This window comes from Streptomyces sp. R44, from assembly GCF_041053105.1.
Lineage (GTDB): Bacteria > Actinomycetota > Actinomycetes > Streptomycetales > Streptomycetaceae > Streptomyces.
On sequence record NZ_CP163444.1, the window covers coordinates 4,825,686 to 4,852,122 of the forward strand.

26 protein-coding genes are annotated in these 26,437 nt (G+C 73.4%); 11 read left to right on the forward strand and 15 right to left on the reverse strand.

Annotation, left to right across the window (positions count from 1 at the left end; genetic code table 11):
- Positions 1 to 2: 2 nt before the first annotated feature.
- From AB5J54_RS22520 to AB5J54_RS22530, 3 genes are all read left to right on the forward strand, one after another.
- Entirely contained in the window at positions 3 to 1,568 is a 1,566-nt protein-coding gene (locus tag AB5J54_RS22520) for a class I tRNA ligase family protein (RefSeq protein WP_369145707.1), read from the forward strand.
- A 143-nt stretch (positions 1,569 to 1,711) separates the two neighbouring features.
- On the forward strand, positions 1,712 to 2,995 hold the full coding sequence (mshA, locus tag AB5J54_RS22525; protein ID WP_369149424.1) for a D-inositol-3-phosphate glycosyltransferase: 1,284 nt from the start codon (positions 1,712 to 1,714) through the stop codon (positions 2,993 to 2,995).
- Between the two features lie 216 nt (positions 2,996 to 3,211).
- Positions 3,212 to 3,412 (forward strand): hypothetical protein, encoded by a 201-nt coding sequence (locus AB5J54_RS22530; protein WP_369145708.1) that lies wholly within the window; start codon positions 3,212 to 3,214, stop codon positions 3,410 to 3,412.
- A gap of 122 nt (positions 3,413 to 3,534) precedes the next feature.
- Here the strand turns inward: AB5J54_RS22530 and AB5J54_RS22535 are convergent, their stop codons facing one another.
- The 7 genes from AB5J54_RS22535 to AB5J54_RS22565 all read right to left on the reverse strand — a co-directional run bounded on the left by AB5J54_RS22535 (position 3,535) and on the right by AB5J54_RS22565 (position 9,505).
- Complete coding sequence (locus tag AB5J54_RS22535; RefSeq protein ID WP_369145709.1) at positions 3,535 to 4,587, reverse strand: LuxR C-terminal-related transcriptional regulator; 1,053 nt, start codon at positions 4,585 to 4,587, stop codon at positions 3,535 to 3,537.
- Positions 4,588 to 4,729: 142 nt separating this feature from the next.
- Entirely contained in the window at positions 4,730 to 5,776 is a 1,047-nt protein-coding gene (locus AB5J54_RS22540) for a LuxR C-terminal-related transcriptional regulator (RefSeq protein WP_369145710.1), read from the reverse strand.
- A gap of 233 nt (positions 5,777 to 6,009) precedes the next feature.
- Entirely contained in the window at positions 6,010 to 6,450 is a 441-nt protein-coding gene (locus AB5J54_RS22545) for a Fur family transcriptional regulator (RefSeq protein ID WP_369145711.1), read from the reverse strand.
- An 82-nt stretch (positions 6,451 to 6,532) separates the two neighbouring features.
- Positions 6,533 to 7,426: a cyclopropane-fatty-acyl-phospholipid synthase family protein gene (locus AB5J54_RS22550; protein ID WP_369145712.1), complete on the reverse strand. Its 894-nt coding sequence runs from the start codon at positions 7,424 to 7,426 to the stop codon at positions 6,533 to 6,535.
- 170 nt (positions 7,427 to 7,596) lie between these two features.
- Positions 7,597 to 8,076, reverse strand: coding sequence for a GNAT family N-acetyltransferase (locus AB5J54_RS22555; RefSeq protein ID WP_369145713.1), 480 nt, complete (start codon positions 8,074 to 8,076; stop codon positions 7,597 to 7,599).
- Positions 8,077 to 8,198: 122 nt separating this feature from the next.
- Positions 8,199 to 9,110: a M56 family metallopeptidase gene (locus AB5J54_RS22560; protein ID WP_369145714.1), complete on the reverse strand. Its 912-nt coding sequence runs from the start codon at positions 9,108 to 9,110 to the stop codon at positions 8,199 to 8,201.
- Positions 9,107 to 9,505, reverse strand: a complete 399-nt coding sequence (locus tag AB5J54_RS22565) for a BlaI/MecI/CopY family transcriptional regulator (RefSeq protein ID WP_369145715.1) — start codon at positions 9,503 to 9,505, stop codon at positions 9,107 to 9,109. The genes AB5J54_RS22560 and AB5J54_RS22565 overlap by 4 nt, the downstream gene beginning before the upstream one ends.
- A gap of 82 nt (positions 9,506 to 9,587) precedes the next feature.
- On the opposite strand from AB5J54_RS22565, the gene AB5J54_RS22570 reads away from it, so the two are divergent.
- Positions 9,588 to 9,743: a hypothetical protein gene (locus tag AB5J54_RS22570; protein WP_158718993.1), complete on the forward strand. Its 156-nt coding sequence runs from the start codon at positions 9,588 to 9,590 to the stop codon at positions 9,741 to 9,743.
- 16 nt (positions 9,744 to 9,759) lie between these two features.
- Here the strand turns inward: AB5J54_RS22570 and AB5J54_RS22575 are convergent, their stop codons facing one another.
- The 3 genes from AB5J54_RS22575 to AB5J54_RS22585 form a co-directional block, all read right to left on the reverse strand.
- On the reverse strand, positions 9,760 to 10,080 hold the full coding sequence (locus AB5J54_RS22575) for a metal-sensitive transcriptional regulator (RefSeq protein WP_369149425.1): 321 nt from the start codon (positions 10,078 to 10,080) through the stop codon (positions 9,760 to 9,762).
- Positions 10,077 to 12,344, reverse strand: a complete 2,268-nt coding sequence (locus AB5J54_RS22580) for a heavy metal translocating P-type ATPase (protein ID WP_369145716.1) — start codon at positions 12,342 to 12,344, stop codon at positions 10,077 to 10,079. The genes AB5J54_RS22575 and AB5J54_RS22580 overlap by 4 nt, the downstream gene beginning before the upstream one ends.
- A 192-nt stretch (positions 12,345 to 12,536) precedes the next feature.
- Positions 12,537 to 12,818: a heavy-metal-associated domain-containing protein gene (locus tag AB5J54_RS22585; protein ID WP_041130551.1), complete on the reverse strand. Its 282-nt coding sequence runs from the start codon at positions 12,816 to 12,818 to the stop codon at positions 12,537 to 12,539.
- 196 nt (positions 12,819 to 13,014) lie between these two features.
- Here AB5J54_RS22585 and AB5J54_RS22590 point away from each other — a divergent pair, with 196 nt between their 5' ends.
- Positions 13,015 to 13,986, forward strand: coding sequence for a hypothetical protein (locus AB5J54_RS22590; RefSeq protein WP_369145717.1), 972 nt, complete (start codon positions 13,015 to 13,017; stop codon positions 13,984 to 13,986).
- Between the two features lie 51 nt (positions 13,987 to 14,037).
- Positions 14,038 to 14,730, forward strand: coding sequence for a copper homeostasis protein CutC (locus AB5J54_RS22595; protein ID WP_369145718.1), 693 nt, complete (start codon positions 14,038 to 14,040; stop codon positions 14,728 to 14,730).
- A gap of 3 nt (positions 14,731 to 14,733) precedes the next feature.
- On the opposite strand, the gene AB5J54_RS22600 is transcribed toward AB5J54_RS22595, so the two are convergent.
- Positions 14,734 to 15,324 (reverse strand): DUF2867 domain-containing protein, encoded by a 591-nt coding sequence (locus AB5J54_RS22600; protein WP_369145719.1) that lies wholly within the window; start codon positions 15,322 to 15,324, stop codon positions 14,734 to 14,736.
- Between the two features lie 116 nt (positions 15,325 to 15,440).
- On the opposite strand from AB5J54_RS22600, the gene AB5J54_RS22605 reads away from it, so the two are divergent.
- Both AB5J54_RS22605 and AB5J54_RS22610 read left to right on the forward strand, forming a co-directional pair.
- On the forward strand, positions 15,441 to 16,022 hold the full coding sequence (locus AB5J54_RS22605; protein WP_369145720.1) for a TetR/AcrR family transcriptional regulator: 582 nt from the start codon (positions 15,441 to 15,443) through the stop codon (positions 16,020 to 16,022).
- Positions 16,023 to 16,039: 17 nt separating this feature from the next.
- Positions 16,040 to 16,927 (forward strand): aminoglycoside phosphotransferase family protein, encoded by an 888-nt coding sequence (locus AB5J54_RS22610; RefSeq protein ID WP_369145721.1) that lies wholly within the window; start codon positions 16,040 to 16,042, stop codon positions 16,925 to 16,927.
- A gap of 44 nt (positions 16,928 to 16,971) precedes the next feature.
- Here AB5J54_RS22610 and AB5J54_RS22615 read toward each other — a convergent pair whose 3' ends face one another.
- Together AB5J54_RS22615 and AB5J54_RS22620 are read right to left on the reverse strand one after the other, a co-directional pair.
- Positions 16,972 to 17,361, reverse strand: coding sequence for a VOC family protein (locus AB5J54_RS22615; RefSeq protein WP_369145722.1), 390 nt, complete (start codon positions 17,359 to 17,361; stop codon positions 16,972 to 16,974).
- Complete coding sequence (locus AB5J54_RS22620; protein WP_369145724.1) at positions 17,358 to 19,415, reverse strand: UvrD-helicase domain-containing protein; 2,058 nt, start codon at positions 19,413 to 19,415, stop codon at positions 17,358 to 17,360. Before AB5J54_RS22620 ends, AB5J54_RS22615 begins: the two co-directional genes overlap by 4 nt.
- A gap of 273 nt (positions 19,416 to 19,688) precedes the next feature.
- Here AB5J54_RS22620 and AB5J54_RS22625 point away from each other — a divergent pair, with 273 nt between their 5' ends.
- Positions 19,689 to 19,871: a hypothetical protein gene (locus AB5J54_RS22625; RefSeq protein ID WP_369145725.1), complete on the forward strand. Its 183-nt coding sequence runs from the start codon at positions 19,689 to 19,691 to the stop codon at positions 19,869 to 19,871.
- Between the two features lie 122 nt (positions 19,872 to 19,993).
- Entirely contained in the window at positions 19,994 to 21,328 is a 1,335-nt protein-coding gene (locus tag AB5J54_RS22630) for a CARDB domain-containing protein (RefSeq protein WP_369145726.1), read from the forward strand.
- A gap of 85 nt (positions 21,329 to 21,413) precedes the next feature.
- Here AB5J54_RS22630 and AB5J54_RS22635 read toward each other — a convergent pair whose 3' ends face one another.
- Positions 21,414 to 23,057: a DNA repair helicase XPB gene (locus AB5J54_RS22635; RefSeq protein ID WP_369145727.1), complete on the reverse strand. Its 1,644-nt coding sequence runs from the start codon at positions 23,055 to 23,057 to the stop codon at positions 21,414 to 21,416.
- Positions 23,058 to 23,184: 127 nt separating this feature from the next.
- Between AB5J54_RS22635 and AB5J54_RS22640 the strand changes: the two genes are divergently transcribed.
- Positions 23,185 to 23,763 (forward strand): Uma2 family endonuclease, encoded by a 579-nt coding sequence (locus AB5J54_RS22640; RefSeq protein ID WP_369145728.1) that lies wholly within the window; start codon positions 23,185 to 23,187, stop codon positions 23,761 to 23,763.
- Here AB5J54_RS22640 and AB5J54_RS22645 read toward each other — a convergent pair.
- Complete coding sequence (locus AB5J54_RS22645) at positions 23,760 to 26,393, reverse strand: helicase C-terminal domain-containing protein (protein ID WP_369145729.1); 2,634 nt, start codon at positions 26,391 to 26,393, stop codon at positions 23,760 to 23,762. The genes AB5J54_RS22640 and AB5J54_RS22645 overlap by 4 nt on opposite strands.
- Between the last annotated feature and the right edge of the window lie 44 nt (positions 26,394 to 26,437).

Sequence of the window (26,437 nt, forward strand, 5' to 3'; positions counted from 1 at the left end):
CCATGAGCACCCCCGTCTGGATCACCGCGACCCCTCCCGCCACCCACGGCGAACTCCACATCGGCCACCTCGCCGGGCCGTACGTCGCCGCCGACGTCCTCACCCGCTATCTGCGCGCCGACGGCGAGGCCGTCCGGTTCACCACCGGCACCGCCGACCACGCCAGCTCCGTCGAGGTCCGGGCGCTGCGTCACCACCGCAAGCCCGAGGAGGTCGCGGAGGGCTACCGGGCCGCGATCACCGCCGACTGGCTGCGGTCGGGCGTGGAGTTCGACCACATCGTGCGGCCGCGCCGCGACAAGGGGTACGGCCGCTGGGTGCAGGACCTCTTCGCGCAGCTGTACGCGCAGGGCGTCATCGCTCCCCGGACCCGGCTGCTCCCGTACTGCGAGCCCTGCGACCGCTGGCTGTACGGGGCGCACGCCACCGGCACCTGCCCGCACTGCGGCGCGGCCAGCGACGGCGGGATGTGCCACGAGTGCGCCCGGCCCAACGACGGCGGCGACCTGATCCAGGCGCGCTGCGCGCTCTGCGACACCGCGGCGGTCGCCCGCCGCTGCCGCCGTCTCTACGTGCCCCTGGAGCCGTTCCGGGAGACGCTCGCCGACTACTGGGCCACCGCCGGCCTGCCGCCCCGGCTGGCCGCGCTGTGCGAGTCGCTCGTCGAGGACGGGCTGCCGGACATCGCGGTCGGGCACCCGGCCGAGTGGGGTCTCGCGGTGCCCGTCGAGGGCTTCCCCGAGCACCGCATCGACGGCTGCTTCGAGGCGGCCGCGATGCACCTCTTCGGCTACGACCCCAAGGGCCCGCTGCCCCGCCGCGCGATCCACTTCTGCGGCTTCGGGCACGCGTTCTGCCACGCCGTGCTGCTGCCGGTGCTGCTGCTCGCGCAGGACATCAAGCTGCCGCAGGACTTCAACGTCAACGAGTCGTACGTCATCGAGGAGGGCGTCCAGGAGGGCAACGTCTGGGCGCTCGACCTGCTCACCGAGTACGGCTCGGACACCCTGCGCCGCCATGTCCTGCAGGCCCGCCCGCTGGGCCGCCGCACGGTCTTCCGGCGGGAGCGGCTCGCGGCCGCCCGGCGGGAGCTGGACGAGAACTGGAACAGCTGGCTGTCCCGGCTCTTCTCGGCCGTACGGGAGGAGTGCGGCGGTCTCGCCCCGCAGGCGCTGCCCGGCGGCACCGGCTGGGAGGTCCTGGAGCGGCGGCTCCACCGGGGCGTGGACGACCTGCGGGAGGCGTACGGCCCCGACGCCTTCGACCCGCGCCGTGCGGTCGCCGTCCTCGACGAGATGGTCCGCTCGGCGGCCGACTTCGGTCACGTCAACGCCCACGAGCGGTGCCGGCCCAGCACCTCCTGCCGCCATCTCCCGGCCCTCGCGGCCCAGTTGGCGGTGGCGGCCGGTCTTTCGGCGTGGTCGCGGCCGGTGATGCCGGAGGGCGCCGACCGGCTCGCCTCCGCCCTCCGGGTCGAGCCGGGGCGCCCGGTCGACTGGCAGGCCCTGACGGGCCCGCTGCCGGGGACGAGGCTGGCGCCGCCCTCGGGCCCGGTGTTCGGTTTCTGACCCCACGCCATGGAGCCTCTACTACTAAGCAACTAAGTACTTCCGTAGGAATCCCCTGCCGCGTGACCGTGCGCGCGCGAGCGACGCGCAGGGACACGTGGCCCCCCACTCCTCAGGAGCCCCACGTGTCCCTGCGCGTCGCCATGCTCAGCGTCCACACCTCCCCGCTCCACCAGCCCGGGACGGGGGACGCCGGCGGCATGAACGTCTACATGGTCGAGCTGTCCCGGGCCCTCGCCGAACAGGGCGCGGAGGTCGACCTGTTCACCCGCTGCCGGGGCGAGGGCGCGCCCCCGCTCGTCGAGCTCGCCCCGGGCGTGCGGGTCCGGCATCTGCACGCCGGGCCGCGCCGAGCGCTGCCCAAGGAGGCCATGCCCGATCTGGTGGTGCCGTTCTCGCTGGCCCTGCTCAAGGAGGAGCGGCGCTACGACCTGGTCCACTCGCACTACTGGCTCTCCGGGCAGGCGGGCCGGATCGCCTCGGTGGGCTGGCGGATACCGCTCGTGCACACCGCGCACACCCTGGCCCGGGTGAAGAACGCCTCGCTCGCCGAGGGCGACACCCCCGAGCCGGAGCTGCGGGTCCGGGGCGAGCACCAGGTGGTCGGCAGCGCGGACCGGCTGATCGCGAACACGGCCGACGAGGCGGAGGCGCTGCGCTCGCTGTACGGGGCGGAGGGGGCGCGGACCGAGGTCGTACGGCCCGGGGTCGATCTGCGCACCTTCCGTCCGGGGGACGGGCGGGCGGCGGCGCGGGCCCGGCTCGGGCTGCCGGCCGAGGCGTTCGTGCCGCTCTACGCCGGCCGCATCCAGCCCCTGAAGGGCCCGGACGTGCTCGTACGGGCGGTGGCGGAGCTGCTGCGGGAGGCGCCGGAGCTGCGCCGCCGGCTCCTGGTGCCGGTGGTGGGCGGTCACTCGGGTGCGACCGGGCGGGGCTCGGCCTGGCGCCTCGCGGAGGAGCTGGGGGTGACCGACGTCCTGCGGCCCTGCCCTCCCGTACCGCAGGAGCGGCTCGCGGACTGGTACCGGGCGGCGGACGTCCTCGTGGTGCCGTCGCGCAGTGAGTCCTTCGGGCTGGTGGCGGCGGAGGCGCAGGCGTGCGGGACGCCGGTGCTCGCGGCGGCGGTGGGCGGGCTGCCGACGGTGGTGTGGGACGGGGTGACGGGGCTGCTCGTGCGGGGGCACGACCCGGTGGAGTACGCGCGCCGGCTGCGCTGGCTCGCGGCGCATCCGGAGGCGGTGGAGACGATGGGGGCGGCGGCGGTGCGCCATGCGCGCGGGATGAGCTGGCGGGCTTCGGCCGGCCGGACCATCGAGGTGTACCGGGGGGCGCTCGAGCGCGGGGTGGTGGGGCAGGGGCGGCGGCACGCCCCTGCCCCGGCGGCCTCTCTCTCCTGGAGGAACGAGAAGGCCGTAGCACAAGTCTAGCATCTCTTTTGGTTCGACCAAAGGTATGACGAGCTCAGGATGCGTCAATTCCGTTATTGGGATGGCGCATTGACGCATCCACGCCATGGCGGGTCCACGCAGAGAGAATCCCTGGATTCGATTCGGGGGCCGGGACAGAATGGAGATGTCTTCAGGGAACGCCCGGCGGCACGGGCCCCGGAAGGCGGAATTGCTATTCCAAGTCCTGGAGGAATCATGACCGTTCAGCAGAACTCCGGTATCCGCAAGGCCGTCCGCCAGCTCCTGGTCGCGGCGGTGGCGTGTACGGCGGTCGCGGCCGGCGCGGCCTTCGCCGTCTCCCCCGGCAGCGCCCCGGTCGCCCCCCAGACCGTCGCCGGTGTCGCGGACGACAACGGCTGGCCGATCGTTCCGCCGAACCCGACCCCCACCAACTGATCCTGATCACCGGGTAATTCCCCCAGGAATTCCGGAAGCCTTCCCCCGCCGGGCCCCGCGATCGCTGCCACGATTGCGGGGCCCCGGCGTATTTCCGAAGCCCCTCCCATTCCCGGACCGCATCAGTCCAGCCAGCCGAGCCGCACCGCCCGCGCGCCCGCCTCGAAACGGCTCGTCGCCCCCAGCTCCTGCATCAGCTCCGAGATCATCCGGCTGACCGTCCGCAGCGAGACCCCGAGCGTGCGCGCGATCCGCTCGTCCTTCATCCCTGAGGCCAGCATGTGCAGCGCGGCCCGCTGCTGCTCCGAGAGCCCGTCGCCACCCGCCTCCGCCACCGCCTCGTTCCCGTACGGGGTCGCCGTGTGCCAGCAGTGCTCGTACAGGCTCAGATACGGCCGTACGAGCGCACTGCCCCGCGCCAGGATCGCGCCCTCACCCGGCTCCTCGGGCCGGATCGGCACCAGGGCGAACTGCTGGTCGGCGATGATCAGGTTCATCGGCACCACCGGCGCGAGCCGGATCTCCACCCCCAGCTCCGCCCGCTGCCCGAGGAACTTCTCCATCTGCGGGTCCGTGGCCTCCTGCCGGCCGTAGATGGCGCGCACCCGCACCCCGTTGGCGAGCTGCCGCCGGTCCCGGTCGAGCATCCGGTCCGGGTTCTGCCGGCCCGGCGTCCCCGGGTGCAGCGAGGCCGAACTCTCCTGCATCACATCGGTGATGTCCTCGATGGCCTGCTGGATCCTGCGGTAGTCGGTCAGCGCCTCCACGTGCGCCTCCGCCCGGGTCAGCGCCTCGGCCCGCAGATAGGAGCCGGCGAGGACCTCAAGGGTGCTGTACGCCTCGTCCGCCTCGGCCAGGTGCTCCCGCAGCCGCTCCCGCTCCCGCTCCAGGAGCCGAAGGAGCGCGATCTCCGGGTCGATCGCCGCCACCGTGTCCGTCTCGGACCGCCAGCTGCCGTCCTGCACGGCGTCGATGGTGGCGTGCGCGTGCCCGGTGGGCACGATGAGGCCCAGGGTGAGCAGTTCGCGGCGACATCGCTCGTACTCCTCCGGCGCGAGCCCGAGTTCCCTGCGGACCTCCTCGAAGTCCGAGACGCCCCGGCGACGTAACTCCTGGTACACGGACAGCAGAACGCCGCTCGTGCCGTCCCCGATGCCGTCGCCCGCGGTGACCATGGCGAAGTGACCCCCCTCATCCTCAGAGTCGCCCCGCCCTCACCCTGTCAATCGGCTCGGCGGGAGTCCGTCGTGTGCTTCGTGCGGCCCGCACGGCCCCTGCGGCCCGTGCGTGTGGTCCATGACATCCGAACTCCTCGTACTAGGCCACGGGTTCCGGCCCCTCGCCGTCGAGGAGCCCGAGCCGGGCCGCCTTGACGCCGGCCTCGAAGCGGCTGGCCGCCCCGAGCTCCTGCATGACCTCGGAGAGCAGCCGGCTGACGGTCCGCAGCGAGACCCCGAGGCTGCGGGCGATCTGCTCGTCCTTGATGCCCGAGGCGAGCATGTGCAGCGCCGCCCGCTGCTGGTCGGAGAGCCCGTCGCCGCCGGCCTTCGCGGGCTCCTCGCCGTACCGGGAGGCGGCCTGCCAGCAGTACTCGTACAGCGCGAGGTACGAGCGGACCAGGCCCGGCCCGCGGGCGAGGATGGTGGGCGAGTCCGGATCGTGCGGGTCCGTCGGCAGCAGGGCGAAGTTCTCGTCGGCCAGGACCATGTTCATCGGGACGACGGGGGAGAGGCGCAGCTCCACGCCGAGCGCCGCCCGGTCCTCCAGGTGCTGGGTCATCTCGGGCACGGTGCCGACCCGGCGGCTGTACATGGCGCGGACCCGCACCCCGCGGGCGGCCCGGGAGCGGTCCCGCTCCAGCTCGGCGGCCATGTCCTCGCGCCGTACGGAACCGGTGTGCATGACGTGGACGGCGGTGCGGACGGTCTCCGTCAGGTCCGACAGCTCGCGCAGCACCCGCTGCGGGTCGGTGACGATCTCCACCTCGACCTCGGAGCGGGGCGCGGCCCCGGCCCGCAGGAACGGTCCGGCGAGGGCTTCGAGGGCGGTGTGCGCGCGGCTGGTCGCGGCGAGGCGGTCCTGGAGCCGGTCGCGCTCCCGGCGCAGCAGTCGCAGCAGGGCGACATCGGGGTCGACGACCGTGGGGACGGCGGGGTCCGAGGGGTCACGGGGGGCGGTGAGACCTAAGGAGGCGAGTTCGCAGCGACATCGCTCCCGCTCGTCGGCGGAGAGCTCGAAGCGGTCCGCGACCTCGTCGAAGCCGGCCTCGGGGCGGGCGCGCAGTTCCTGGTAGACGGCGAGAGCCTGATCGGTGCCCGTACGGGCATCGCTCCCCGCGCGGGTCACGGCGGCGTTTCTGGACACGGCGCAGCAGACTCCCCTCGGATCCACGCGGACCCTGTTGAATCGCCCCGCTAGACCCTGCCACAAAATCGAACGACACGCACGATGTTGACCGCGCCTCAGCAGCCGGGCGACCACGGCGTCGACCACCGCCCGGACGGCGGTGCGGACAGGGCCCGGCACGGCTCGGACGGCGGTGGCGCACAGGGCCCGGCACCGCTCGGACGGCGGTGGAGTACAAGGCCCGGCACCGCTCAGGCGGCGGTGTCGTCCGCCCGGCAGTCGGGGCACAGGCCCTTGAAGACGACCTCCGCGTCGTCCACCCGCCACTGCGGCAGGGCGCCCCGGGGCGGTTCGGGCGCGGTCGCGGAGACGTTCTCCACCCGGCCGCAGGAGGTGCACAGGGCGTGCTGGTGGGCCGGTCCCGAGATCTCGAAGACCGCCGGCAGGCCCGGCCGGTCGAACTTGCTGACCAGGCCGGTCTCCTGGAAGTGCCGCAGCATCTCGTACACGGCCTGGCTGGTCAGCGTGCCGAGCCGCTCGCGGGCGGTCGTGGTGATCGCCTCGACGTCGAGATGGCCGCCGGCGGCGAGCACCGTGAGCACCTCCAGGCGCGGGCCCGTGACCCGCAGCCCGACATCGCGCAGGCGCTGGATCACCGCCTCGCGGCCCGTCAGCTCTTCCACGACTGCCATCTTCTCCGCCCGCCACCTGGTCGGCTCAAACTTTTGTGGGCATCGTACCTCTTGCTCGTCAACGTGGGCAGGTTCGTATCGGTCAGTCGTCCGTCCTGCACACCAGGAGGACGGACTCCGTCCGCTCGTCGATGCGGTGGCGCCGCCGGCCCTCGATGTGCAGCCCCGCCGAGTGCAGCTCGGCCGCGAGCCGCTCCGGATCCACGATCCACTTGTCGGTGGTCAGCACCACCCGCTCCGAGGAGAGCTTGCCGGTCCTCGCCGCGTAGTAGGTGATCCGCTCGCTCATCGACCGCAGGTCGAAGACCTGCCGGGCCACCACCCACTCGTCGATCCCGTCGAAGCGCGGCACCTGGAAGGCCCAGGTCCGCCGCGGCTCCGCGATCAGCCCCGGGAGCTGGTGCGCCGTGTAGTCGAGGGCGAGCGCCCCGCCCGTCTCCAGATGGGCGGCGACCTCCCGGAGCAGCTCCGGCCGGCTGTCCGGCGGGACGGCGGTGACCATGGCGCCCGCGAGCAGCGCGAGCCGGTAGCTGCCTTCGAGCCGGAGCTCGGTGAGCTCCGCGCGGTGGGTGACGACGAGCCCGGCCACCTGCGGACCGATCCTGCGGGCCCAGCCTTCGAGGCGCTCCAGGGCCGAGGCGTCCCGGTCCACGGCTTCCACGGCGAAGCCGTGCCGGGCGAACGGGACGGCGAGCCGCCCGGCGCCGGAGCCGAGGTCGAGGACGGGTCCGCCGGTGGAGCGGGCGAGGCTGAGATAGCGGACGATGTCCGCGCTGTGCGGGCCGAGCAGGGCGTCGTGCAGCCAGACGGAGCTCTCGTCGGCGGGGGAGACCGATTCGAGTCCCGGGAGGGTGTCGGCGGTGACCCGGATGCCGGCGCCGGGGCCGGGCTCCGGGTCGAGGCCGTATCGGGACGGCAGGACCGGAGCGAGCGCTGCGGGCACGACGGGCAGGGAAGTGCCGCTCGGTGTGTGCATCGCTCCTCCAGGGGCTCGCTCGGTCCATGCCGTCCGGACGAGGAACCCGTGCCGCCGGGCCCGCGCCGCTGAACCCATCCTGACCTGGGGAACGAACCCCGATCTACCGGATCGGGCTGCGTGAACACGCGATGGCGTGGATCTGCCACGCCCCTGGTGCCCGCTCCGTGTCAGAGCGGTCGGCTCCACCGTCTCTCGGAGAGGGCCGCGAAGCCCAGACGGGAGTAGAACGGGATCGCGGGATCGGCCGCCGCCGGGAGTTCCACCCGCTGCTCGCGGGCGCCGAAGCCGCGCATCCGCTCGGTCGCGGCGGCCAGCAGGGCCGTACCGACGCCCGCGCGACGCGAGCCGGGCTCCACCGCGAGCGCGTACACCTCGCCCTCGCCCGGAACGGGGACGCCGCCCGCGGCGACGCCGACGACCGCGCCCTGCGCGTCCGTCGCGACCAGCCAGCCGAGCCACCCGGGAGCGCCCCCCGGAATTTCAATTTCCGCGCGTATGCGGGGGAGTGCGCATTGGGCGGAGATCAGCCGCCGCATCGGGATTTCGTCCAGTATTCCGGCGTAGCTGCTCCGGATGATGTCGGCAAGCAGTCTGGATATCGTCGTCGCGTCGCCGGCCGCTGCCGTACGAACGCCAGCGAGCTGCATTGGTTTTGCACCCTTCGACGTACCGAGTCCGAGCCCCAACGTACCCACAATAGCGGCGTATTCCGCAGTCCGTGACCGATGCGAAATCTACGAATTCGCTTAGTAAATAGGGGTGTTCACGATTACTGGGGGAACGAGCAGCAGGCGACGATCAGCGGGGCCATCGCGAGGGCGGCCGCCGCGATCGTGAGCAGCCCGCGCAGCACGGGGTGTCCGGCGCTGTGCGGGGTGAGGATCCGCCGCATCCGCAGCGCCGCCGACGGCCCGCCCGCGGCGAACGCCGAGCGCGGCGCCCGCCCCGAGGCCAGCGCGTACAGCGCCGTCGCCAGCGCGTCCCGGGTGCACCGGCGCAACGCCCGGTCGTCCGCGGCCATTTCCAGCAGCAGGGGTACGGCACTCCCGCCGTGGCGCGCGAGCGGGAGGTGCGGGAAGACGGCCGCGAAGGCCTCGGCGGCCGCGACCAGGAGGTGGTGCCGCCCCGCGATGTGGGCCCGCTCGTGCGCGAGGGCCGCCGCCAGCTGGGCGGGGGTGAGGGTGTGCACCGCGCCGGAGGAGACGACGACCCGGCGGGAGCGGCCCGGCAGGCAGTAGACGGCGGGCCGGTCGTCGTCGAGGACGGTCGCCCGCAGCGCGGGGTCGTACCGTCCGACGAGCCGCAGCAGCCCGGCGTGCCGGGTCCGCACCCGCCGGGCCCGGGTGAGGCGGCGGGCGAACGCGGCGGCGGGCAGCGAGAGGACGAGGAGCGAGAGGGAGAAGGCGAACCGCTCGCGCCCGTCGAGGTTCAGGAGCTGGTCGAGCGTGGGCGGCCGGAGCGTGAACAGCATGTCCGCGAGGCGGTGGCTGCTGTCGGCCGTCAGGACCAGCTGGGCGGGCAGCAGCGCGGCCGCGGCCGCGAAGCCGGTGCCGCACGCGGCCCACACGGCGAGCGCGAGCCGGGGCGCCTGCTGGGCCCACCGGGCCCGGACGAGCAGGAGGGGTACGAGGAGGCCGGTGAGGAGCGCGAGCCCGAGCGGCACGAGGAGGTGATGGTTCACGCGCGCCCCCCGGCCGGCCCGCCGGATCCCCCGCCGCCGCCACCTCTCGCGGCGCGGAGGGCGGCGTCCAGCGCGACCATGTCCTCGTCCGAGATGACCTCGACGAAGCGGAGGAGGGCGGCCGGGCGGTCCTGGCTGTCGCCGAGGGCGTCCCGCATCAGGCCCGCCGTGTACTCCTCGCGGCTGCGGACCGGCTCGTACAGCCAGGCCCGCCCGGACTTCTCGCGGCGGAGCCAGCCCTTGCGGTGCAGGATGTCCGCGACCGTCATCACCGTCGTATAGGCGACCCGTCGTCCCCGATTGATGTCGTCGACGATCTCCCGGACCGTGGCGGGCCGCTGCCAGGCCCACAGCCGGTCCATGATCTCGGCCTCCAGCTCTCCCAGCCGGCGCACGTGCATCCCCTCCCCGTAGGGCCTGTCATCGTACGGGCCGCAAACCCCGCTCAGGTATACCCCCCAGGGGTACGATGGCAGGATGTCGACCCTCATGAAGAACCGCCCCTGCGCGAAGGTCTGCGACTCCGGTCTGCCCGGATCGGTGGAGCTGGTGCTCCTCCGCCAGCTGCTCGGCCTCTGTCTCCGGCTGAGTCTCACGCTGTCCGCCGACTGCCCTTCACGCAAGGGCGGTTGACATCGGTTGTACTCCGTCACGTCCGGATCAGCCGGGCGATGGCCTTCGACGCCTCACCCACCTTCACCTTCGCCTGGTCCCCGCCCTGGGCGATGGCCTCCGTGACGCAGCAGCTGAGGTGCTCGTCCAGGAGGGCCACCGCGCAGGACTGGAGGGCCGCGTTGATGGCGGAGACCTGGGTGAGGACGTCGATGCAGTACACGTCCTCGTCGACCATCCGCTGCACGCCCCTGACCTGGCCCTCGATGCGCCTCAGGCGTCTGATGATGTCTTCCTTGTGCTGTCCGTAACCGGCCACGACGGGCTCCTCGGAGTTCGGTGATTCACAGGGGGTCAGCGGTCGGCGGCCTGGAAGCCCCGCAGACGGAGGCTGTTGCCGACCACGAAGACCGAGGAGAAGGCCATGGCCGCGCCCGCGATCATCGGGTTGAGCAGTCCGGCCGCGGCGAGCGGCAGGGCGGCCACGTTGTAGGCGAAGGCCCAGAAGAGGTTCGAGCGGATGGTGCCGAGGGTCTTGCGGGAGAGCCGGATCGCGTCGGCCGCGGCCCGCAGGTCGCCCCGTACCAGGGTCAGGTCGCCGGCCTCGATCGCGGCGTCCGTACCGGTGCCCATCGCCAGACCCAGGTCGGCCTGGGCGAGCGCGGCGGCGTCGTTCACGCCGTCGCCGACCATGGCGACCGAACGCCCCTCGCCCTGAAGGCGCTTGACCACGTCGACCTTGTCCTGCGGCATGACCTCCGCGATGACCTCGTCGATGCCGACCTCGGCGGCGACGGACTCGGCGACCGCCTTGTTGTCACCGGTCAGCAGGATCGGCGTGAGACCGAGGGCGCGCAGCCGCCTGATGGCCTCGGCGCTGGTCTCCTTGACGGCGTCCGCGACCTCCAGGACCGCGCGCGCCTTGCCGTCCCAGGCGACCGCGATGGCCGTCTTGCCGGCCTGCTCGGCCTCGTCCTTCGCCGCCTTGAGCCCGGCCGGGAGGGTCATGGCCCACTCTTCGAGCAGCTTCTCGCGGCCGACGAGGACGGCGTGGCCCTCGACGACGCCCTGGACACCGAGGCCGGGGACGTTCGCGAAGTCCTCGGGGGTGGGCAGGGTGCCGACCTTGGCGGCGGCGCCGGTGGCGACGGCCTGGGCGATCGGGTGCTCGGAGGAGTGCTCCAGGGCGCCGGCGAGGCGCAGGACGTCGGTCTCGTCGGCGCCCTCGGCGGTGTGGACCTTGATGAGGGTCATCCGGCCGGTGGTGACGGTGCCGGTCTTGTCGAGGACGATCGTGTCGACCTTGCGGGTGGTCTCCAGGACCTCGGGCCCCTTGATGAGGATGCCGAGCTGGGCGCCGCGGCCGGTGCCGACCATGAGGGCGGTCGGGGTGGCCAGGCCGAGGGCGCAGGGGCAGGCGATGATCAGGACGGCGACGGCGGCGGTGAAGGCGGCGGTGAGGCCCTGCCCCGTGCCGAGCCAGAAGCCGAGGGTGCCGAGCGCGAGGGCGATGACGATCGGCACGAAGACGGCCGAGATCTTGTCGGCGAGGCGCTGGGCGGCGGCCTTGCCGTTCTGGGCGTCCTCGACGAGCTTGGCCATGCGGGCGAGCTGGGTGTCGGAGCCGACGCGGGTGGCCTCGACGACGAGACGGCCGCCGGCGTTCAGGGTGGCGCCGGTGACGGCGTCGCCGACGGAGACCTCGACGGGCACGGACTCACCGGTGAGCATGGAGGCGTCGACGGCGGAGGAGCCCTCGACGACGGTGCCGTCGGTGGCGATCTTCTCGCCGGGGCGGACCAGGAAGCGGTCCCCGACCTGGAGTTCGGCGGTCGGTACGGTGACCTCGCGGCCGTTCTTGAGGACGGTCACCTCCTTGGCGCCCAGCTGCATCAGCGCCTTGAGCGCGGCGCCCGCCTTGCGCTTCGAGCGGGCCTCGAAGTACCGGCCGGCCAGGATGAAGGCGGTGACGCCGGCCGCGGCCTCCAGGTAGATGTTCCCGGCGCCGTCGGTGCGGGCGATCGTGAACTCGAAGGGGTGCGTCATCCCCGGCGTACCGGCGGTCCCGAAGAACAGCGCCCACAGCGACCAGAGGAACGCGGCGATCGTGCCGACCGAGATCAGCGTGTCCATGGTGGCCGCGCCGTGCCGGGCGTTGGTCCAGGCGGCCTTGTGGAAGGGCCAGGCGGCGTAGACGACGACCGGCGCGGCGAGCGTGAGGCTCAGCCACTGCCAGTACTCGATCTGCAGCGCCGGGACCATCGCCATCGCGATGACGGGCACGGCGAGCGAGACGGCGGTGATCAGCCGCTGCCTGAGGGGCCGCAGCTCCTCGTCGGCCTTCTCCTCGTCGGTGGGGCCGTCGGTGTCGCCGCCGGCCGCGGGTCGCTCGGGCCGGGGCTCCTGGGCGGTGTATCCGGTGGCCTCGACGGTGGCGATCAGGTCGGCGACGTCGATGTCGGCGTCGAAGGTGACCTTCGCCTTCTCGGTGGCGTAGTTGACGGTGGCCTCGACCCCGTCCATGCGGTTGAGCTTCTTCTCGATGCGGGCCGCGCACGAGGCGCAGGTCATGCCGCCGATGGCGAGCTCGACCTGGGCGGTGCCCGGAGTGGTCGTGGTCATTTCCTGCTCCTCGGTGTAGCGGGTTCGGGGGCCGGGGCCCTGGGGGTCCCTCCTGCTCCAGCGAAGCCGAGAGCTTGGGGGAGGCCGGGCCCCGGCGGCCGGGGTGGTGCGGGCGGGTGTCCGCCTGCCGGGCGGACCGTCGGGTACCGGGACGGGGGACGCCGGTGGGGAGTCGGTCTGCCCGGCGGCGGATCAGGCCCGGCCGGTCAGCTCGTAGCCCGCGTCGTCGACGGCCGCGGTGATCGCGGCGTCGTCGGGCTCGCCGCCGGTGGTCACGGTCACCAGGCCGCCGGCGACGTCGACGTCGACGGAGATGACGCCGTCGAGGGCGCTGACGGACTTGGTGATCGCGGACTTGCAGTGGCCGCAGGTCATGCCGCTGACGGCGTAGACGGTGACGGTGCTGTCGGCGACCGCGACGGCGGTGGTCTCCGTGGTGGAGCAGCTGTTGTCGGGGGTGCAGCAGGAGCCCATGGCTTCCTCCTCGGTCGGGTTCTCGTGGCGATACCCTCGGGGGGTATCTGCGAACGAGTCCATGTATACCCCCGGGTGGTATCCGACCGCAAGCATGGATCCGACTTGACTTGATACCCCCCAGGGGTATGGTGAAGTGCATCGGGCGAACGAATCCCCGGCCCGCCCACGCCACCGCACGTACGGGAGAGCAGCCATGAACACCGGAGTGAAGATCACTGCCTTTGCCGCCGCGCTCGCCGCGACCTTCGGGACCGCGTACGGGGTCGGCAAGGGGGTCGGCCCCGTGGAGGAGCCGCAGAAGGCGGGCCACGGCGAGCACGCCGCGCAGGAACCGCAGAAGAAGCCGGGCCACGAGGGCCACGGAGAGGAGGCGACGACGGCGGCCGCATCGCTCCCGGGCGGCCTTCAGATCTCCCAGGACGGCTACACCCTGGCCCTGGAGACCCCGACCCCCGCCGCCGGCCGCAGCACCCTGAAGTTCTCCATCAAGGACGCGGCCGGCAGGAAGGTCACCGCCTTCACCACCGAGCACGGCAAGGAGCTGCACTTCATCGTCGCCTCCCGCGACCTCGACACCTTCCGCCACCTCCACCCGGTGAAGGCCGCCGACGGCACCTGGTCGGTGGACGCGGACCTGCCGGCCGCCGGCGGCTACAAGGCCTTCGCCGACTTCAAGCCGGCCGCGCCCGGCGCCAAGGGCGTCACGCTGGGTGCGGACCTCTCGGTCCCCGGGGCGTACGCCCCGAAGCCGCTGCCCGCCGTCGCCCCGACCGCGACGGTCGACGGCTACCAGGTCCGCCTGGGCGGCGTCCTGGACCCGGGCAAGGCGGGCGAGCTCCGCCTCACGGTCACCAAGGGCGGAAAGCCCGTCACCGACCTGCAGCCGTACCTCGGCGCGTACGGCCACCTCGTCGCCCTCCGCGACGGCGACCTCGCCTACCTCCACGTCCACCCGAACGAGGGCGGCCCCGGCCCGGACGTCTCCTTCACGGCGACGGCCCCCAGCGCCGGCACGTACCGCCTGTTCCTCGACTTCCAGCACGAGGGCAAGGTCCGCACGGCGTCCTTCACGGTGACGGCGGGCGCGACGGGGAAGGCGCCGGCGCCGGCCGCGACAGGGTCGGGTGAGGCGGGGCACGATGCGGGAGGTCACGCGCACGGCTAATCTGGTCATTGGACTAGACCTGTAGTCGTCATTCATGGAGGAATGGGCGAGATGAGCAACCGTGCTGTCCTTGAGGTGATCGCCCTCGACGAGGAAGACGCGGTCGCTGCCCAGACCGGTGGCGCCGACCGGCTCGAACTCGTCACCGACATGGCCGCGGACGGCCTCACCCCGTCCACGGCGTCCTTCACCGCCATCCGGGCCGCCGTCGACATCCCGCTGCGCGTGATGCTCCGCCTCGCCGACGGCTTCGCGGCCGGCGACGTCGACGCCCTGGTCGGCCGGGCGGAGGAACTCCGCTCGGCGGGCGCCGACGAGTTCGTCCTCGGCTTCCTCACGCCGGACGGCGAACCGGACCTGGTCGCGGTGGAGCGCCTCATCGCCGTCCTGGACGGCTGCCGCTGGACCTTCCACCGGGCGATCGACCGCGCCGCCGACCGCGACGGCCTCCGCAAGCGCCTCGCGGACCTGCCCGGCCTCGACACCTACCTGACGGCGGGCTCCGCCACCGGCGTCGACGACGGCCTCGCCACCCTGAAGGCCGAAGCCGCCCGCACGGGCGAGCCGGGCTACGAGCCCCAGATCCTCGTCGGCGGCGGCCTCCGCCTCGACCACCTCCCGACCCTCCGCACGGCCGGCCTCACCGCCTTCCACATCGGCGGCGCGGCCCGCCCCCAGGGCTGGACCCACCCGGTCTCGTCGGAAGCGGTACGCACGTGGCGCGAGGCGGTCGACACCCCGTAGCCGCTATCCGGGCAGCCGCTCCCGGTTTCGCCAGGCGGATTCCCAGCGGCGGGTCAGGGACGGGTAGACGATCAGGTGGCGGAACGGGGCGATCAGGGTCATGTAGAAGCGGCCGAGGCGGCCGTTGGGCTTCACCAGGACCGCCATGCGCAGTTCGTGGTCGCCCGCGGGCGTCCGTACCCAGCCCAGGTGCATGATCCCGTGGACCGTCGAGTTCGCCAGCTCGCCGGCGCTCTCGTCGTGGAGTTCGTAGAGGGGTGTGAACGGGCTGCCCTCGGGGGCGGGGGGTGCCGTCGACGTCAGCTCCTCCGGCATGCGCTCGCGCACCGGCCGGACCCGGGTGCCGAGGCCCGCCTGCTCCTTGTCCCAGCCGAGCAGGGCGCCGAGCTTCCAGCGCACCGCGAACAGGAACCGGGTGGCCGGGGACTGCCGGGCGAAGCCGCCGTCCGCCAGCATCGCGGCGAGCATCACCGGGAAGTCGTCGGGCCCCGCGCCCGGCGTCCGGTAGGACCACACGTCCAGGGTCGTGAAGTCGGGGGCGTACTCGTGGATCCGCCACGGTCGGCCGGTGTGCTCGCTGACGGGAAGTCTCATGACCGCTGCCGCCTTTCTCCTGCGTTCTATACGCTTGCGTATAACGACGAGGCCAACGATGCCAGACCTGATGTACGGAGGCGTACATTCGGTCGCCGAGTGAGGGAGGGCACACCGTGGGCGCCGCACGCACACCGCGCGAACGCTGGGTGGAGGAAGGACTGACCGTTCTCGCGGACGGCGGGCCCGACGCCGTCCGCGTCGAAGCCCTCGCCAAGCGCCTCGGCGTCACCAAAGGCGGCTTCTACGGGTACTTCGCCGACCGCGACGCCCTCCTCGCCGCCATGCTCGACACCTGGGAGCGCGAGGCCGCCGACCAGGTCGTCGAGCGGGTCCGGCAGGAACCGGACGGCGACCCCAGGGCCCTCATCACCCTCGCCGGCATGCTCACCTTCTCCGGCGAACGCCTCCGCCCCATCGACCTCGCCGTCCGCGACTGGGCCCGGCGCGACGAGGCCGTCGCCGCGCGCCTGCGCCGGGTCGACAACCGGCGCATGGAGCTGCTCCGCGAGATGATCGGCACCTTCTGCTCCGACCCCGACGAGGTCGAGGCCCGCAGCCTGCTCGCCTTCTGCGTGGCCATCGGGCACCACTTCCTCGCCGCCGACCACCAGGGCCGTAGCCGCGCCGAGGTGCTCGCCCGGGCTGGCGATCTCATCCTGGACCGGCCTCAATCCCCTGGTCCGAACGGCACGTGATCGCTAGCCTCGCGCGCATGACCTCCACCGGTATCGACGCCGCCCTCGTCCAGCGGCTCATCGCCGCCCAGTTCCCCGACTGGGCGGGGCTTCCCGTACGGGAGGTCGACTCGGCCGGCACCGACAACGCCATGTTCCGGCTGGGGGACGCGTACGCCGTACGCCTGCCCAAGGCCGACTGGGCGGTCGGGCAGGCCGAGAAGGAACAGCGCTGGCTGCCCCGCCTCGCCCCGCACCTCACCCTCCCCGTCCCCGTGCCCCTCGGTCACGGAGTGCCGGGGGAGGGGTACGACCGCGCCTGGTCGGTGTTCGCCTGGCTCGACGGCGACGACGCCCACAACGCCCCGCTCGCCGATCTCGCCCACACCGCCGTCGAGTTGGGCCGCTTCGGTCACGCCCTGCGCTCCGTCGACGCCGCCGGCGGCCCCGCCACCTCCCGCGGCGGCCCGGTCACCGGCTGGGAGGACGGCGCCATGGTCCCCGCCCTCCGGGCACTCGGCGCCGACGGCACGATCGACGCCGAACTCGCCACCGCCGCCTGGGAGTCCGTGCTCCGGCTCCCGCAGTGGGACGGCCCGCCCGTCTGGGTCCACGGCGACCTGCTGCCGGGCAACCTCCTCGGCCGCGACGGCCGCCTCAGCGCCGTCATCGACTTCGGAGCCCTCGGTACGGGGGACCCCGCCTGCGACACCATGCCCGCCTGGACCCTGCTCACCGCCGAGACCCGCCCCCTCTTCCGCGAGGCCGCCCGGGTCGACGACGCCACCTGGGCGCGCGGCCGGGGCTGGGCCCTGGTCTGGGGCGTCGTGACCGAGCACTACTACCGCGGGAAGAACCCGGTCCTCGCCACGATCGCCCACCGCAGCCACACGGAGGCCCTCGCCGAGTACGCGGCCGTGCTGTAGACGTTCGCCGGCGGCGCAGGTACGGAGCTGAGCGCGGGCGGTCGTCAGCCCGCCACCAGCTCCACCTCGAACCCGTCCTCGTTCTCCAGGTACGCCGCGTAGTGGCCCTCGCCGCCCGCGTACGGATGCCGGTCGGCGAACATCAGCCGCCAGCCGTGCGCCGGCGCCTCGGCGGCGAGGGCGTCGACGGCCGACCGGTCGCCGGCGTGGAAGGCCAGGTGGTTGAGGCCCGGCCGGAGGCGGTCGTGCGCGTCCGCCGTACGGGCCGGGGACTGCTCGACCACCAGGTAGCAGGAGCCGAGCGCCCAGCTGCGGCCGCCCTCCCAGGACTGGAACAGCGCGTAGCCGAGCGCCCCGAGCAGCCAGCCGAGGCTCCGCTCGGCCCGCTCCAGGTCACCCACCCACAGCTCGACGTGGTGCAGCGCCCCCCTCACGCAGGGGTCCCCAACTGCTCGGGAACCGGCGCCGAGTGGACGACCGTCAGGCCGGACACGGCACGGGTCAGCGCCACGTACAGGCGCCGCAGGCCGGTCCGCTCGTCCGGTTCGCCGTCGACGACGGCCGCCGGCTCGTCCAGGACCACGTAGTCGTACTCCAGACCCTTCGCCAGCGAGGCCGGGACGAGGGTGAGCCGGGACTCGGCCGTCGTCTCCTCGCCGGGCGAGAGGTACGCGAGCCCCGCCGCCGTCAGCGCCTCCGCGAGCGGCGCGATCCGCGCGTCGGCGGCGATCAGGCCGATCGAGCCCTCGTGCGTCAGCGCCTCGACGCAGGCGGCGACGACGTCCTCGTCGAGGGCCTCGCTGGGGCGGACCTCCAGGGAGCCCGGGTTCTCCCGGACCGACTCCACCGCCGCGAGCCCCGGCGACATGTGCGGAAGGAGCCGCGAGGCGTACGCGATCACCTCGCGCGGCACGCGGAAGCCGGCGGTCAGCTCCTCCACCAGCGCCTCCGGCTTCCCCAGGTGCCCGAGCGCCTGCGCCCAGCTCTCCGTCGCCCACGGCGTCGTGCCCTGCGCCAGGTCGCCGAGGACCGTCGCCGAGCCGGTCGTGCAGCGGCGGCCCACCGCCCGGTACTGCATGGGGGACAGGTCCTGCGCCTCGTCGAGGACCACGTGCCCGAGCGAGTGCGTCCGCTCCACCAGGTCCTTCACCTCGTCGATGAGGACGGCGTCCGCCGCCGACCACTTCGCCGTCCTCACGCTCCGCGCCGGCTTCGCCCAGAGGAGCAGCTTCTGCTCGTCCTCGGTGAGCAGCCCCTCGGCGTGCTCGGCGAGGAAGTCGGCGTCGCTCAGCAGCCGCAGGACCAGCTTCGCGGGCTCGACGAGCGGCCAGCACTCCTTCACGACGGCCTTCACGGCCGTGTTCCGCGCGACGGCGTTCTGCACCCGGTCGTCGGGGGCCTCGCCGGCCTCCTCCATCCGGACCAGGACGGCGTGCGCGATGCGCTGCGGGAGGGCCTCGCGGGCGGCGCCGTACCGGATGTCGCGGTCGAGCAACTCCCGTACCATCTCCTCGATCTCGTACGCGGGAACCCGCCAGCGTCGCGAACCGCGCACGACCATCAAGGACTCCGTCGGCAGCGTCACGTGCGAGCGGACCGCCCGCCGCAGCACCTCCGCCATCCGGGCGTCGCCCTTCACGACCGCCGTCGCCGCCTCGTCCGTGCCCCGCACCTCCACGTGCGCGACGAGGTCGTCGACCGTCGCCTGCTGCACCTCCAGCTCGCCGAGCGCGGGCAGGACCTGCTCGATGTAGTGGAGGAAGGAACGGTTCGGCCCGATGACCAGGGTGCCGGTGCGGGCGAGCCGCTCCCGGTGCGCGTACAGCAGGTACGCGACACGGTGCAGGCCGACGGCGGTCTTTCCGGTCCCCGGTCCTCCCTGCACGCACACCGTCCCCGACAGGTCGGAGCGGACGATCCCGTCCTGCTCCGGCTGGATCGTGGCGACGATGTCGCGCATCGGACCGACGCGGGGCCGCTCGATCTCCGCCTGGAGCAGCCGGCTGGTGTGTTCGAGCTCCTGAGGGTCGGAGAGGTGCTCGTCCTCGTACGCGGTGAGGTCGCCGCCCGTGTACCCGAAGCGGCGCCGCAGGCCGACGTCCTGCGGGTCCTTCTTCGAGGCCTGGTAGTACGGCTGGGAGACCGGCGCGCGCCAGTCGATGACCATCGGGTCGCCGTCGGCGTCGTGGACGTGCCGCCGGCCGATGTAGAACCGCTGCCCCTCCTGCGTGGTGTGCAGGTAGTCGAGGCGCCCGAAGAAGAGCGGGGTGTCCGCGAGGTCGGCGAGCGCCTTGATCCGGTCCTCGATCTGCCGCCCGAGGACCAGGGAGTTGACCCAGTTCGCGGTGACGTCCTTGATGTCGAGCGCCTCGACGTCCTCGCGCATCGCGCGCAGCGCGGCGCGGGAGGAGGTCAGATGGGCGCGCTCGCGCGCGAGCGGATCGTCGAGGGCGTCGGGAGCGTCGGATTCGGGCACGGACACGGACACGGTGAAGCCTCCGGGCAGGTGGATACGCGGACACGACAAGGTGGCCGCCGGTTTCCGACCGGACGGCGGCGCTCCACGGACGGGAAGCGGGGGAAGCCGGAAAGTGTAACTCCGCACGGACGGAGGGGCGAACCGTTTTGGCCCCTAGGGGCCGGGATCCGACGCGAGGAGGACCGGCTCTCCGACCCCGGGGACCGGGATCCGACGCGAGGCGGACCCCGGTTCACCCCCCAGACCGATGTGCCTGCAATGTCCGGATTCCATCATGGAGACATGACCGCGACGACCTTCACCCTCGTGACCACCGTCCCTCGCCCCCGCACCCGCCACCTCGCCACCGCCGCCCGCGCGATCCGCGCCTTCGGCGGCGCGGCGGCCGCGGTCGCCCTCCTGGGCGACCACGGCCCGGCCGAGGCCGGCGTCCGCGACCCGCGCCCGAAGTACCGGAGCCACTGAATCCGTTCCCCTCGCAGGAACCGGAGCCACTGAATCCGTTCCGGCGTGCAACTCTTCGCCGCCCTCGACGGTCTCCTCATCGCATCGCCCTGCAATCGAAGCAGTGAGGAACACAGCAGATCATGAGCAAGTCCTCCTTCGGCCGTCTCGCGCGACTCGCCGCGTGCGCCACCGCGGCCGGCCTGGTCACCGTCGGCGTGACCGCCGCACCGGCCGCCGCCGACAGCGACCAGCTGTGGATCGTCTCGCCCTGGGAGCTGGCGCTGCCCAAGGCCGTCGACGGCGGCGAGGCCCAGGCCGTCACCGTCGGCCTGGGGCTCTACCACGACAACGCCGGCTACCGGGTGACCGACGGCCGGCTGACCGTCGACGTCTCCGGCCTGGCGGGCATCGCCGACGTCACCTGGCCGGACACCTGCGCCCCGGCCGGCACCACCGCCGTCTGCTCCTTCCCCGAGGTCCCGCTGACCGGCGAAGCCCCGGTCGAGGTGAAGCTGCGCGCCGCCGCCGGCGCCGCGGCGGGCGTCACCGGCCAGATCAACTACACGGCCACGGCCACCACCGGCTCCGGCACCCTGGTCGCGCCCGAGGGCTCCACCACCGTCCGGGTCGCGTCCGGCCCCGACCTCGTCGTCACCCAGGCCGCCCCGGTGACCGGCGTCGCCCCCGGCAGCACCGTCCCCGTGCCCGTCTCCGTGGTGAACAAGGGCAACGAAGCCGCGAACGGCGTCCAGGTCACCCTCTACGTCACCCGCGGCCTCGACCTCGGCACGGTCGCCCCGCAGTGCACCCGCGAGCCGCTCGGCGAGGGCACGATCAAGCCGCTCACCAAGATCGACTGCGCCTTCGACGACGTCGTGGCCCCGGGCGGCACCTTCGCCCTGCCGACGGCGCTGCAGGCCAGGACCGCCCCGTACGCGATGGCCGAGCGCGTCGACATCGGCGTGCACGCCCGCGGCGGCGCCGAGGACCTCGACCCGGGGAGCAACGGCACGGTCGCCTCGATCGGCGTCACCAACACCGCGGACTTCGCCGTCCGCGGCGCGCGGCTCACCGCCGCCGCCGGCGAGACCGTCCGCGCGGACGTCACCTTCCGCAACCGCGGCCCGGCCTGGGTCGCCAACCTCGGCTCCGGCGACCCGGTCGGCTCCGTCGACGTCACCGTCCCGCAGGGCGCGACCGCGACCACGGTGCCGGACGCCTGCGAGCCGCGTACGGCGGACGGCGGCTGGTGGGAGAGCGAGGTGCGCACCGGCGCGCCGCGCTACGTGTGCCAGCTGCCGATCTGGGTGGCCGAGCAGCAGAGCATGACGTTCCCGTTCGAGCTGCGCGTCGACACGGCCGTCACCGGCGCGAAGGGCGCGATCGTCCTGAACCCGCCGTACGGCACGGGCTTCGCGTTCGACCCGAACGCGAAGAACAACAAGGCGAAGCTGGTCCTGAACCCGACGGTCTGAGGCCGACCGGGCGGGGTCCCGGTCCGTGCGGATCAGGACCCGGGCGGGGTCCCGGTCCGAAGCGGACCGGGACCCCGTCCCGTTCTCAGTCCCCGGCCAGCAGCTCGTCCGCGTCGACGATCCGGTACGCGTACCCCTGCTCCGCCAGGAACCGCTGCCGGTGGGCCGCGAAGTCCTGGTCGATCGTGTCCCGTGCGACCACCGAGTAGAAGTGCGCCTGGTGGCCGTCCGCCTTCGGGCGCAGGACGCGGCCCAGGCGCTGGGCCTCCTCCTGGCGGGAGCCGAAGGTGCCCGAGACCTGGATCGCGACCGTCGCCTCCGGCAGGTCGATCGAGAAGTTCGCGACCTTCGACACCACGAGGACGTTGATCTCGCCGTTGCGGAACGCGTCGAAGAGCTTCTCCCGCTGCGCGTTCGACGTCTCGCCCTTGATGACCGGCGCGTCCAGGTGCTCGCCGAGCTCGTCCAGCTGGTCGATGTACTGCCCGATGACGAGGATCTGCTGGCCCTCGAACTTCTTCACCAGGGCCTCGGTCACCTTCCGCTTCGTCGCCGTCGTCGCGCAGAAGCGGTACTTCTCCTCGGCCTCGGCCGTCGCGTACGCGAGCCGCTCGGAGTCCGTGAGGTTGACCCGGACCTCGACGCAGTCGGCGGGCGCGATGTACCCCTGCGCCTCGATCTCCTTCCACGGCGCGTCGAACCGCTTCGGCCCGATCAGCGAGAACACGTCGGACTCCCGCCCGTCCTCCCGGACGAGGGTCGCGGTCAGACCGAGGCGCCGCCGGGCCTGGAGGTCGGCGGTGAACTTGAAGACCGGCGCCGGCAGCAGGTGCACCTCGTCGTACACGATGAGGCCCCAGTCCCGGGAGTCGAAGAGCTCCAGGTGGGGATAGATCCCCTTCCGCTTCGTCGTGAGCACCTGGTACGTGGCGATGGTGACCGGCCGGATCTCCTTGCGCGTACCGGAGTACTCGCCGATCTCGTCCTCCGTCAGCGAGGTCCGCTTCACCAGCTCGTGCTTCCACTGCCGGGCGGACACGGTGTTCGTCACCAGGATCAGCGTCGTCGCCTTGGCCTGGGCCATCGCCCCGGCCCCGACCAGCGTCTTCCCCGCGCCACAGGGCAGCACGACGACACCGGAGCCGCCGTGCCAGAAGCCGTCGACGGCCTGCTTCTGGTACGGCCGCAGGCTCCAGCCGTCCTCGGCGAGGTCGATCCGGTGCGCCTCACCGTCCACGTACCCGGCGAGGTCCTCGGCCGGCCAGCCCAGCTTGAGGAGCGTCTGCTTGATCTGCCCCCGCTCGGAGGGGTGCACGGCGACGGTGTCCGCGTCGATCCGCTCCCCGACCAGCGGCTGCACCTTCTTCGACCGGAGGATCTCCTCCAGGACGGGCCGGTCGGTCGTGGTCAGCACGAGCCCGTGCGTGGGGTGCTTGGAGAGCGTGAGCCGCCCGTACCGGGCCATGGTCTCGGCGATGTCCACGAGCAGCGCGTGCGGCACGGGATAGCGCGAGTACTCGACGAGCGCGTCGACGACCTGCTCGGCGTCGTGCCCGGCGGCCCGCGCGTTCCACAGCCCCAGCGGCGTCACCCGGTACGTGTGGATGTGCTCCGGAGCCCGCTCCAGCTCCGCGAACGGCGCGATGGCCCGCCGACACGCCTCGGCGAGCTCGTGGTCGACCTCCAGGAGCAGCGTCTTGTCGCTCTGGACGATGAGTGGCCCATTCACGTCGATCAGGTCCTTCCCGGGCCGCTCCGATGACGGCCAATCCTCCAGTCTGCCTGATGCGGGGCCGTTGTCGGCGGGGGCTGCCACACTGAAGTCGTCGGTTTCCGCGCGAGGGAGGTGGCGAGAGATGAGCGTTGCTCACGATCCGCATGACGGGCCTTGGACGATGGAGGAGGTCCTGGCTCTGGGGGAGGACCGAGGTGAGCGTCGCGAATTGATGGGGGAAGCACTCTTGATGTCACCGGCTCCGGGATTCAAGCACCAGCGGGCGTCGTCGCGGTTGTGGGGCCTTCTGGACGCCGCTGTGCAGGCGGCGGGGGCTGATGCCGAGGTCCTTGAGGCCGTCAACGTCGTTCTGCCCGACGGCCTGTTCATCCCGGACATCGTCGTCGTGGAGGCGGCGGCGGCCGCCGAGAACCCGACCACGTGCGACGCGGACGCTGTCCTGCTCGTCGTCGAGATCGTCTCGCAGTCCTCCTCCGGCCGCCGCACCGACCGGCTTCTCAAGCCGCCGTACTACGCGGAGGCCGGCATCGAGCACCTGTGGCGCTTTGAGCTGGAGCCCGAACCGGCGCTGGTCGTCTCCGAGCTGCGGGACGGCCACTACGTGGAGCGGCTGGTCGCGGAGGCCGGGCGCGAGACGGCGATCGACGCGCCCTTCCCGTTGAAGGTCGACCCGGGCGCCCTGGTGAACCCGAGGCGCTAGACCTGGTCGTCCGCCAGTTCCGCCACGCCCGTGATCCGGTGCAGGGGGTACGTGCGGACCTCGTCGGCCGTGTGGTCGTAGCCCGTCACGAAGCCGCCCTCCACGCGGACCGGCGCGATGACCCGCTGGCTAGCCGCGCCCTCCGCGTTGACATAGCCGATCCAGACCGCCGAGCCGGTCATCGCCGCGGCCTGGACGGTGGCCAGGGTCTCGGCCGCCGAAGTGCGGGGGAGGCCGCCCGCCGCCGTCACGGGGGCCGCCGGCTCCTTCCGTACCGCCGTCGCCGCCCGGTCGCCCGCCCGGATCGCCTTCACCGCCGCGCCGAGGAGCGTGGCGTCGGGGGCCGGCGGGCCGTCGGGGACGGGCACCGGGGCCGTACGGGCCGGGGTGCGGTACGCGTCGGCGCGGGTGATCAGGACGTCGCCCTCCGCGGACTCGGCGGCCGGGGCGTACCCCATCGACCGCAGCCCGTCGAGCAGCGACGCCGGGTCCGTCTGCGCGGCCAGCACCGTCGGCGCGAGACGGCGCAGGCCCAGGGCGGCGGAGCGCCGGTCGGCCAGGATCTCGCCGAGGACCGTGTCGTCGTCGCAGCGGACGTACGCGGAGGCGGCTCCGATCCGCAGGTGCCCGTGCTTCCGCGCCACGTCGTCGATCAGATACGCCAGCGGCTGCGGCACGGGCGTGCGCGAGTGCGCGGTCAGGAAGTCGTGCAGGTCGGACGCCGACCGCCCGGAGTCCAGCGCGCGCCGTACGGAACCGGGCGTGAACCGGTACACCGTCGCGCCACCCTTCGATTCCACGTCCGCCAGGACCGCGAGCGCGTCCGCGAGCGGCCGCCGCAGCGGCCCCGGCGCGACGGCCGTCAGGTCCGCCTGGAGCAGCACGTGGTCGACGGCCTCGGGAAGCAACGGCGCGAGCAGGGTCGCCGCCCGCCCGGCGGCCACCGACAGTTCGACCCGGCCCCCGTGGTCGGCGGGGGCGGCGGCCTCCGCGAGCGGCAGGTTGAGCAGGGCCCGGGCGGGCGCCGCGAGCGCGCCCCGGCCCGTGAGCCCGAGCAGCTCGGCCTCGGCGAGGCTCCAGCGGGCGAGCCGGGAGCGGAGGTCGGTGGGGAGGGCGGAGCCGGCGGTGGGGGTGCCGGTGGCCGGGGAGTCGTCGGAAGCGGAGGCGCCACGCGCACCCGCAGCGCCGGCGGCACCGGCACCGACCGTCGGCTTCGGCGGGCTCGCCTGCGCGGCCGTCCGCAGCGGCCGCTCCCAGCGCATCCGCGCGAACAGCGTCTCCGGGTCCGCCGCCGCGCCCGGCGGGAGGGTCGCGAGGAGCTCCAGGACCCGGTGCCGGACCTCCGGCGCCGCCGCGCGGTCCAGGTCCGGGCCGAGCGCGGCCAGCGTGCGGCCCTTCGCGTCCGCGCCGCCCACCAGGCCCGCCACCCGGGTCGCCATGAGCCAGGGCGCGACCAGACGGGCCCAGCGCTCGGCGGCCGGCAGGTCGAGCCAGTCGTCGTACGCGGGCGTCGGCGCGTACCGCTCGTCCGCCTCGCCGTCCGAGGCGAGCAGCCCCGCCGCGAAACACAGCTCCAGCCAGAACGCGGCGAGCTGCTCCGTCACGTCCAGGGCCGCCGCCGTCCGCTTGAGGTCCCGTACGGCCATCCCGCCCGCCCGCAGGACCTGCGGCCCGCCCTGGTGCCAGGACTTGAGCAGCTCCTCGACGGTCGCGAGCGTCGCGTACGCCTGCCCGGCCGCCGTGCTGTCCACAACCTGGGGACGGTACTCGCGCGCCGTCTCCACGACCGGCGCCACCGGCTCCGGCGCCCGGTGCGCCCGTCCGCCCCGCAGATGCAGCGCCACCTCGCGCGGCAGCACCATGGTCCGCGCCGACACCGGAAGCAGCAGACCCCGGTCGCGCAGCCACTGCACGGGAGGCGCCGGGTTCGCGGTCACCTCGCCGTACGGCGGACCCCACACCAGCCGGTCCAGGACGGAGAGGGCCTCCGGCGACGCCTCGTCGAGGAGCGCGCCCATCCGCGCCCGGTCGGTGAACAGCTCCGTCAGCGCCGCGACCGCCGACACCGGGTCGTGCGTCGGCGTCAGCCCCGCCGTCGCGATGATCTCCTGCACCCGGCCCGGCGACATCCCCGCCGTCGCCTCCGCGACCGTCGGCCCGAGCCCGGTCGGCGACGGATGCTGCGCCGAGGGCGCGAGCAGCTCCCGCGCGGTCCGTACGAGCCGCAGCCGGTCGTCCTCGCCCCACACCAGCGCCTGCTCGCGCAGCAGCGCCACCGCGCCAGGCAGCGCCGCCTCGATCTCCGGATCGCCCTCGTCGCCGGTGAGCAGCGCGAGGAGCACGGGGTACGGGGCGGGGTCCGGGGCCACGGCCAGCGCCTCGGCCGTCTGGAGGGCGAAACGGTCGAGCCGCTCCAGGGCCCGCACCACCGAACCGCGCGTGCCGGCGCGGGTCGCCAGCTGCGTCAGGTCGTTCGGTACGGGGCTCAGCAGGTCGGGCCGGGCGCGCAGCAGCGCGGAGAGCCCCTCGTCGCCCCGCGCGCGGAGCGCCTCCGCGAGCGTGCGGGGCGCCGCGCCGGCGCCAGTTACCTCGGGCACGTGCGCCTCCCGGTCGAGCTCACCGATCCCCATCCGGACCACGTTAGCCGCTGTTCAGGCGCTAACGTCGGGCCGTA

Excerpts from the sequence above, each read along its gene's own strand:
- AB5J54_RS22640 (WP_369145728.1), top strand. The coding sequence starts at position 23,185 with ATGAGCGTTGCTCACGATCCGCATGACGGGCCTTGGACGATGGAGGAG.
- AB5J54_RS22630 (WP_369145726.1), top strand. The coding sequence starts at position 19,994 with ATGAGCAAGTCCTCCTTCGGCCGTCTCGCGCGACTCGCCGCGTGCGCC.
- AB5J54_RS22570 (WP_158718993.1), top strand. The coding sequence starts at position 9,588 with ATGTCGACCCTCATGAAGAACCGCCCCTGCGCGAAGGTCTGCGACTCC.
- AB5J54_RS22595 (WP_369145718.1), top strand. The coding sequence starts at position 14,038 with ATGAGCAACCGTGCTGTCCTTGAGGTGATCGCCCTCGACGAGGAAGAC.
- AB5J54_RS22610 (WP_369145721.1), top strand. The coding sequence starts at position 16,040 with ATGACCTCCACCGGTATCGACGCCGCCCTCGTCCAGCGGCTCATCGCC.
- AB5J54_RS22600 (WP_369145719.1), bottom strand. The coding sequence starts at position 15,324 with ATGAGACTTCCCGTCAGCGAGCACACCGGCCGACCGTGGCGGATCCAC.
- AB5J54_RS22530 (WP_369145708.1), top strand. The coding sequence starts at position 3,212 with ATGACCGTTCAGCAGAACTCCGGTATCCGCAAGGCCGTCCGCCAGCTC.
- AB5J54_RS22645 (WP_369145729.1), bottom strand. The coding sequence starts at position 26,393 with ATGGGGATCGGTGAGCTCGACCGGGAGGCGCACGTGCCCGAGGTAACT.
- AB5J54_RS22585 (WP_041130551.1), bottom strand. The coding sequence starts at position 12,818 with ATGGGCTCCTGCTGCACCCCCGACAACAGCTGCTCCACCACGGAGACC.
- AB5J54_RS22545 (WP_369145711.1), bottom strand. The coding sequence starts at position 6,450 with ATGGCAGTCGTGGAAGAGCTGACGGGCCGCGAGGCGGTGATCCAGCGC.
- AB5J54_RS22590 (WP_369145717.1), top strand. The coding sequence starts at position 13,015 with ATGAACACCGGAGTGAAGATCACTGCCTTTGCCGCCGCGCTCGCCGCG.
- AB5J54_RS22550 (WP_369145712.1), bottom strand. The coding sequence starts at position 7,426 with ATGCACACACCGAGCGGCACTTCCCTGCCCGTCGTGCCCGCAGCGCTC.
- AB5J54_RS22555 (WP_369145713.1), bottom strand. The coding sequence starts at position 8,076 with ATGCAGCTCGCTGGCGTTCGTACGGCAGCGGCCGGCGACGCGACGACG.
- AB5J54_RS22625 (WP_369145725.1), top strand. The coding sequence starts at position 19,689 with ATGACCGCGACGACCTTCACCCTCGTGACCACCGTCCCTCGCCCCCGC.
- mshA (WP_369149424.1), top strand. The coding sequence starts at position 1,712 with ATGCTCAGCGTCCACACCTCCCCGCTCCACCAGCCCGGGACGGGGGAC.
- AB5J54_RS22580 (WP_369145716.1), bottom strand. The coding sequence starts at position 12,344 with ATGACCACGACCACTCCGGGCACCGCCCAGGTCGAGCTCGCCATCGGC.
- AB5J54_RS22535 (WP_369145709.1), bottom strand. The coding sequence starts at position 4,587 with ATGGTCACCGCGGGCGACGGCATCGGGGACGGCACGAGCGGCGTTCTG.
- AB5J54_RS22520 (WP_369145707.1), top strand. The coding sequence starts at position 3 with ATGAGCACCCCCGTCTGGATCACCGCGACCCCTCCCGCCACCCACGGC.